A 7,458-nucleotide genomic window follows, 5' to 3' on the forward strand; every position below is an offset into this window, starting at 1 on the left:
ATAAAGCTCCGATGACAGCTCCAATGCTTGTTCCGGAAATATAACTAATCGGAATGTCCATCTCATCAATAACTTTAAGAACTCCAATATGAGCTAATCCTCTGGCTCCGCCACCACTTAATGCAAGACCGATTTTCTGCTGGGGAAATAAGTTTGAAAATAACAATATTATAACTAAAAAAACTGCCTTTTTCATAATTTATTTCTTTGGTTTTTATTAATAATCATTATGAACACTTGTCCTCAACTTTGGCAAGTTGATTTACGATCCGTAAAACAATTCGTCTGAATTGTTCGGCAACTCATTCGGTAATTGCCGGATTGAGAATTATAAAACCAAACTTATTGGTTTGATTACAAAAGGTTTCGGAACAATCCGTCAAAAGCCGGACTAAAGGTTCCGAACTACGCACAATCAAAATTGATTGTGTTACTTATCAACTTTGGCAAATTAAATTACGATCAGTAAAAGATAAAAAGACGAGATCAACCAGTCCCGTCTTTATTGTTAATTACAGAAATATTTTATTCATCACCAAAACCGGATACTTTATGCTTCACTTTATCCAGTTGATAATCTGCTCTTTTCTTGATATTATCAATTTGTTTCTGTTCATAAGTTAACTGTTTTTCCCACTGTGAAAGGATGTAATTATTATCATTCATATTTTTCCTGATAATGATGATATCTTTTTCAGCCTGCAGCTTAACCTGGTAATTCTGCTGTAGTTCATATTTCAATTTATTTGTACTTTCAGTATTCTGATCAAGAGATGCTAATTCACTATTAATTCTTTTAATTTCCTTCTCTGCCTTTTTCTTTATCCTGCTGACATTATCAAAATCATCCTGAAGTTGATTCTGTTTCAGGGTTCTGATCACATTTTTTTCAACAAAATTACGACGCACATCTTCCAGATATAGCTGAGCTTTCATCAGGATATCATTGATTAACTGGAATTTTGAGAAAAGACCTTCCACATCACCCGCTTGGATCAAATCCATATCCTCGAGCTCTTTCACCAGCTTCGATAGTTCTGTTTCAGCTTCCATACGCATATCATTGACCTGCTGAAATTCCTCGCTGAACTGGTAATCTTGTTTGACCGGTACATTTTTTTCTTTATAAACAATTTCATCCTTTGCCTGGATTTCTGCCAGTTTCTTTTCCTGTTCCCTTTTTGTATGTAGATTACTCAATTCTATTAATAATTCATTCTCCCGTTCTGACAATGCAACTTCTTTTTCATCGAGTTGTTTTTTTAAATTTTCCAATTCTGATTCTGTCTGCAATTGTTGATCTCTCATTTGTTGCATTTCTTTCTGAAAATCAAGTTCTTCTTGAGAAACAACATTTCCTTTATCTTCTACAATTTCAGATTTTTCTATGATCACTTCTTTCTTCCCGCTGTAGATCGACTCCACGATTGGAGAATAAGCAACGATCAGACCGGCAAAAACAATACTGACCATACTCATCAATTTGATCAGAATATTGATGGAAGGACCTGCCGTATCTTTGAAAGGATCACCAACTGTATCACCGACAATTCCGGCTTTATGATAATCAGAACCTTTACCTCCATAATGACCGATTTCAATGTATTTCTTGGCATTATCCCAAGCTCCACCTGCATTATTCATCATTACAGCAAGTACAAAACCGGTTGTCAAACCTCCGGCAAGAACTCCCATAACTCCGGCAACACCTAAAATCAGACCAACGGCAATAGGCGTCAGAATTCCCAGAAGTGCAGGAGCGATCATCTCTTTCTGTGCTCCTTTTGTCGAAATCATTACGCATTTTGCATATTCAGGTTCAGCTGTACCTTCAAGGATGCCCGGAATTTCTTTGAATTGGCGACGCACTTCTCCCACCATTGCTCCAGCTGCTCGACCGACAGCTTTAATTGTCAGTGCAGCAAAAACAAAAGTAGTCATCGCTCCCAAAAAGATTCCAACCAGTAATTTTGGATTCATCAGATTGATTTGATAATAATTGACAAAATTGGCAATGGTAGCTTTGGAAAGTTCCACCGATTCTGACAAACCGGAAGAATATTGGATATGAAGAACTTTCATTCCGAGGAAATGTAAACCATTACGAACCTCTTCCAAATAAGCAGCAAGCAAAGCCATCGCAGTTAAAGCTGCAGAACCGATGGCAAATCCCTTTCCGGTCGCTGCAGTAGTATTACCTACGGAATCAAGAGCATCAGTCCGTTTCCTGACTTCCTCAGGCAGATGGCACATTTCAGCATTTCCGCCGGCATTATCTGCAATCGGACCGAAAGCGTCCATAGCCAGAGTTACTCCGAGAGTGGACAACATACCGACCGCTCCGAAACCGATCCCGTAAAGTCCCATCTCGGGAAAATAAAAACCTTTGCTTACACTGAATGCTCCAATAATAGCAATACTGATAATGACGACCGGAGCAGCAGTGGATTTCATCCCGACAGCCAGACCTTCCAGAATTATCGTTGCCGGACCATATTCTCCCTGTTGAGCAATACCACGAGTCTGATTATAACTATGAGAAGTAGAAAGTTCCGTGAAAAATCCGATTAAAATACCTGCTGCCAATCCGATAATTGTGGATAGGAAAACTCCCAAAGAATATTCTGCGGGAAGCATAAACTTGGTGATAAAAAAAGCTGCTATGGCAATTAAAATAGAACTTCCGTAAACACCTTTGTTAAGAGCAAACATCAAGTCTTTCGTATCTGCATCTTCTTTGGTGGAAGCCATGAAAATCCCGATAATGGAAAGAAACGAACCAATCCCTGCCATGACCATCGGAGCGATGACAAAATTAATCGCCCAATGGCTGGAATGACCGAATATTTGGGTAACCGCTGCCATTCCCAAAGCAGCTGTTGCCAGGATCGAACCGCAATATGATTCATAAAGATCTGCTCCCATTCCTGCTACATCACCCACATTATCTCCAACATTATCGGCAATCGTGGCCGGATTACGAGGATCGTCTTCCGGAATTCCAGCTTCAACTTTTCCCACCAAATCCGCACCAACATCGGCTGCTTTTGTGAAAATACCTCCTCCAAGTCGAGCAAATAAAGCCTGAGTGGATGCACCCATCCCGAAGCTTAACATCACTACCGTGATTGTATGCAAATCCAATTTCAAGAAGTTGTTGGTTACATAAAACCAAATAGAAATATCGATAAGCCCTAATCCTACAACCACCAAACCCATAACTCCACCAGCTTTGAAGGCTACTCTTAATCCCTGATTTAAACTATTAGAAGCCGCTTGCGTCGTTCTATTGGAAGCAAGAGTTGCTGTATTCATTCCGATCCAACCGGCAAGTCCGCTGAAAAAACCACCTGTTAAGAAAGCAAAAGGAATTAACCAGTGCAGAACATGCAGAACATGAGCCATAATATTAAAGATAATGAATGCCAGAATAAAGAATATCGTTACTCCTTTATATTGCTGTCTTAAATAAGCAAAAGCACCATCCCGAACATGTTTGGCAATGGTTTGCATTTGTTCCGTTCCTGGATCTTTCTTTTTTACATTATTAAACAAAATATATGAAAAAATCAAAGCCATGATCGCTCCCGCAGGTGCAATATACCAGATAACAGGTATCATAAAATATCCTCCTAAATAATTTGATTATGTTAGAAAATTTTTCGTGTTTATTTTGTCAAGATTAGCGGATTTAAACATATTTTGATAATTTCTTTTTAGAACCTTTAAAAAAGGACTTAAGTTTACCAAGTCAGAAATTTCTCAAAGCAACCTTTAAAGGAATACTGGCAAGCGGTTCAGCGGTAGTTCGTCAAATAAGTCAGCAGCTTAATGAATCGATAAGTTTGGATAAAACTTATAAACGAATGTATGAGAACTTCAGGAAGGAAGGCTTTTCTGAGAAATTAAATCGGAACCTATTACAGAAACAATGTTCCCGTCTCACAAAAAACAGTTTGATCTTAGTTGACCCGAGTGATATGATAAAACCGGAATCCAAGCAGATGGAAGGTTTGTCTCGAGTCAGAGACGGGAACACCGGTAAAAGGGATAACGACTTTGATCTATTAAATATGATCGCTTTTCACAAAGAAGATAAAGGTTATCAAATATCGCCACTCTGCAGCAAACTATACAGTAAAGAAATTGAGATCGATATAAAAGCAAAGATAACTTTTAATAGGATTAATGACATTACCGTATTTTCACATAATAAAAGGGTTATTGAAAAACCTGAATACAATTATGTGGATTGTTATAAGTTTCCTGTCTGCAATGAAAAAGAGCATACTGAAATTAGCGGATGTTTTTCCATCACTTCTACTTGATAAGAAGAAGGAATTAAACATACTTTAAGGCTTTGTTTATTGCAGGTTATTCAAATTATTAAAAAGATTTTCCGGGAACTAAAGACATACAGGAAATTGAAATTCAAAGATAAATATGATAACAGTGTACAGTGTAATGTCAGATTCTTGTGAAAAAAAGGGGGGATGTTATTATAAGAAAAAAACATCTTGACACATAATGCAATTGAGAATTATTTGCATTTTGAAATAAGAGAGGTCGTAATATGCTGAATCATGAAAGAATTTTCGAGAATTTCTTAAAAACAAAAAGTTTGAAACTTACCAAGCCAAGAAAAATAATTCTTGAGGAAGTATTTAAAAATCACGGACATTTTAATGTCGATATCCTTTTTGACCAAATCCGTAATAAACATGATAATGTTTCCCGTGCAACAATTTATCGCACCATGCCGCTTCTCGTTGGAAGCGGTCTTATCAAACAATCTCTGCGTTGTCAGGCTAAAGATCATTATGAACATATTCACGGTCATCCATCGCATCTTCATCTGATTTGTGTGAAATGCGGCAGGATAATCGAAGTTCCAAGTAAAGAAATTGAAACGATTTTACTCGATGTTGCCCAAGAAAAAGATTTTACTATCAAAGAATTTAATATTGGAGCAAAAGGCATTTGTAAAAGATGCCGGAAAAAATAGCAGGAAGATTTTTTTTACCTGGCAGTTGAGAATGAATATCAATATCAGTAGATTTTGTGCTGCAATGATAATTTATTTTAACAGATTGGAAATATAGATCAAAGAGGAAAACAAATGAAAAAACTTACAATTGCGCTTGCAGGTAATCCAAACTGCGGGAAAACAAGCCTGTTCAATGCATTAACTGGAGCAAAACAATATGTTGGGAATTGGCCCGGAGTCACTGTCGAAAGAATTTCAGGTAATTATAAATATCGAGAACATGCGATCGAGGTGATAGATTTACCGGGGATTTACTCTTTTTCAGCTTATTCTCTCGATGAAAAAGTTGCTCGGGAATTTATCTTAATGGATAAACCAGATCTGGTCGTGAACATCATCGATGCTTCCAATCTTGAGCGAAACCTTTACCTGACAACTCAACTTCTGGAAATGAAAATCCCGGTTCTGATCGCCATGAATATGGTGGATGTTGCTAAAAAGAAAAAAATCAAAATTGAAGTTGAACATCTGGCACTTCATCTCGGTTGTCCAATCATTCCGATCATTGCTAATAAGAAAGTCGGGATCGAGGAATTAAAGGACGAAATAATCAGGGCAGCGGAAAACCGCAACATTTCCAAAACTCAGGTTTTATATGATTCTGTAGTCGAAGATGCAATCAAAACGATCCAGGAAAAATCAGCTCCTTTTGCTTTAGAAAATAAGGTTGATCCAAGATGGCTAACTATCAAATTATTTGAATCCGATGAACTCGCTGAAAAGATCACGGAAAATTCTCTAAAAAAAGAAGTTGAACAGGAAATTTCTAAAATTGAGAAACACACACACATTAATGCCGATATCGTTATTGCTGATGGAAGATACGGTTTCATTCACGGTTTGACGCGAGATGTTGTTCATCGTGATTCTGAGATTCGTAAGAATATTTCCGATTTTATCGATAGATTCGTTCTCAATCGAGTTTTGAGTATTCCCATATTTTTTGCTGTCATGTATCTCATTTTCATGCTGACGATTAATGTCGGTTCTCCTTTTGTCGATTTTTTTGATAAATTTATAGGAACGATTTTCGTCGATGGATTCGGTCATCTGCTTACGAGCTTAAGCCTTCCAAAATGGTTGATAACGCTTCTTGCCGATGGAATCGGAGGAGGAATTCAAGCAGTTTCAACCTTTATTCCACCTATCTTCTTTATGTTCTTTTCTCTTTCCATTTTGGAAGATTCCGGTTATATGAGCAGAGCAGCTTTTGTGATGGATCGTTTTATGAGATTAATTGGACTTCCAGGCAAGGCTTTCATTCCGATGCTGGTTGGTTTTGGCTGTAATGTGCCGGCAATCATGGCCACCCGAACTCTCGATAAACGAAAAGACCGGATTCTGACGATCCTGATAAATCCGTTTATGAGCTGCGGGGCCAGGCTTCCTGTTTATGTTCTTTTTGCTTCTGTCTTTTTCCCGGAAAATGGCGGTATGGTCATTTTCAGCATTTACATGATTGGGATAATTTTGGCGATTTTAAGTGGTCTGCTTTTCAAAAAAACACTCTTTAAAGGAGAAACCTCTACATTTGTGATGGAACTTCCTCCTTATCATATACCAACCTTCAACGGGATAATGCTCCATACCTGGCAAAGATTAAAAGATTTTCTGCTGCGGGCAGGTCAGGTGATCATCATCGTAGTTTTGATTTTGAGTTTTCTGAATTCGATTGGAACGGACGGTAGTTTTGGTAATGAAGATTCGGAAAATTCTATCTTGAGCGGGATTGGAAAAGCCATCACTCCGATTTTCCAACCGATGGGAATTTCCAGAAATAACTGGCAGGCAACTGTCGGACTTTTTACGGGAATTTTCGCCAAAGAAGCTGTTGTCGGAACTCTCGATGCGCTCTATTCCAATTCCAATGATAAAAGTGAAGAATTTGATTTCTGGCAGGGAATTGTCGAAGCCTTCCAGTCGATTCCGGAAGGTTTCAAAGGTCTGGAAGAAACTGCGATCGATCCGATGGGAGTTGCTGTCGATACTTCCGATAAAGAAGCAACAGCAGAAGAACTCGAACTCGAAACCGACACCATGAGCAAGATGCAAATTCTTTTTGGCGGGAAAAACAATGCTTTTGCTTATCTGCTTTTCATTTTACTTTATGTCCCTTGTGTAGCCGCAATCGCAGCTATTTATCGCGAAACTAATATCAGATGGACTTTGTTTTCTGTTTCTTATTTAACGATCCTTGCCTGGTTAGTTTCAACTCTGTTCTATCAGATCAGTATATTTATAACTCAACCCGCAGTTTCGACCTTGTGGATTTTTATTGTAATTGCAGCTTTTTTGATTTTTTATATATTAATGAAATACAGTTCGAGAAAAATTATAATAGAAAATTAAAATCTTTTGAAAATGGAAAAGACAATGAAAAAAACAAAAAGTGGATTTGCCTTGTTTAGATG

The 7,458-nt window shown here is 37.7% G+C and carries 4 protein-coding genes and 1 pseudogene; 3 read left to right on the forward strand and 2 right to left on the reverse strand.

The features are described from left to right. On the reverse strand, nt 1–196 hold a 196-nt coding region (locus ENL20_08295), incomplete at its 3' end, for a hypothetical protein (protein ID HHE38556.1). A gap of 1,235 nt (nt 197–1,431) precedes the next feature. Beyond that, a pseudogene (locus tag ENL20_08300) lies at nt 1,432–3,621 on the reverse strand (sodium-translocating pyrophosphatase). A gap of 359 nt (nt 3,622–3,980) precedes the next feature. Here ENL20_08300 and ENL20_08305 point away from each other — a divergent pair. The 3 genes from ENL20_08305 (at nt 3,981) to feoB (ending at nt 7,396) form a co-directional block, all read left to right on the forward strand. After that, nucleotides 3,981–4,328: a hypothetical protein gene (locus ENL20_08305; GenBank protein ID HHE38557.1), complete on the forward strand. Its 348-nt coding sequence runs from the start codon at nt 3,981–3,983 to the stop codon at nt 4,326–4,328. 245 nt (nt 4,329–4,573) lie between these two features. Continuing rightward, entirely contained in the window at nt 4,574–5,005 is a 432-nt protein-coding gene (locus tag ENL20_08310; protein HHE38558.1) for a transcriptional repressor, read from the forward strand. 114 nt (nt 5,006–5,119) lie between these two features. Next, nucleotides 5,120–7,396, forward strand: coding sequence for a Fe(2+) transporter permease subunit FeoB (gene feoB, locus ENL20_08315; GenBank protein HHE38559.1), 2,277 nt, complete (start codon nt 5,120–5,122; stop codon nt 7,394–7,396). Nucleotides 7,397–7,458: the final 62 nt, after the last annotated feature.

The sequence above is a fragment of the Candidatus Cloacimonadota bacterium genome (genome assembly GCA_011372345.1).
GTDB lineage: Bacteria > Cloacimonadota > Cloacimonadia > Cloacimonadales > TCS61 > DRTC01.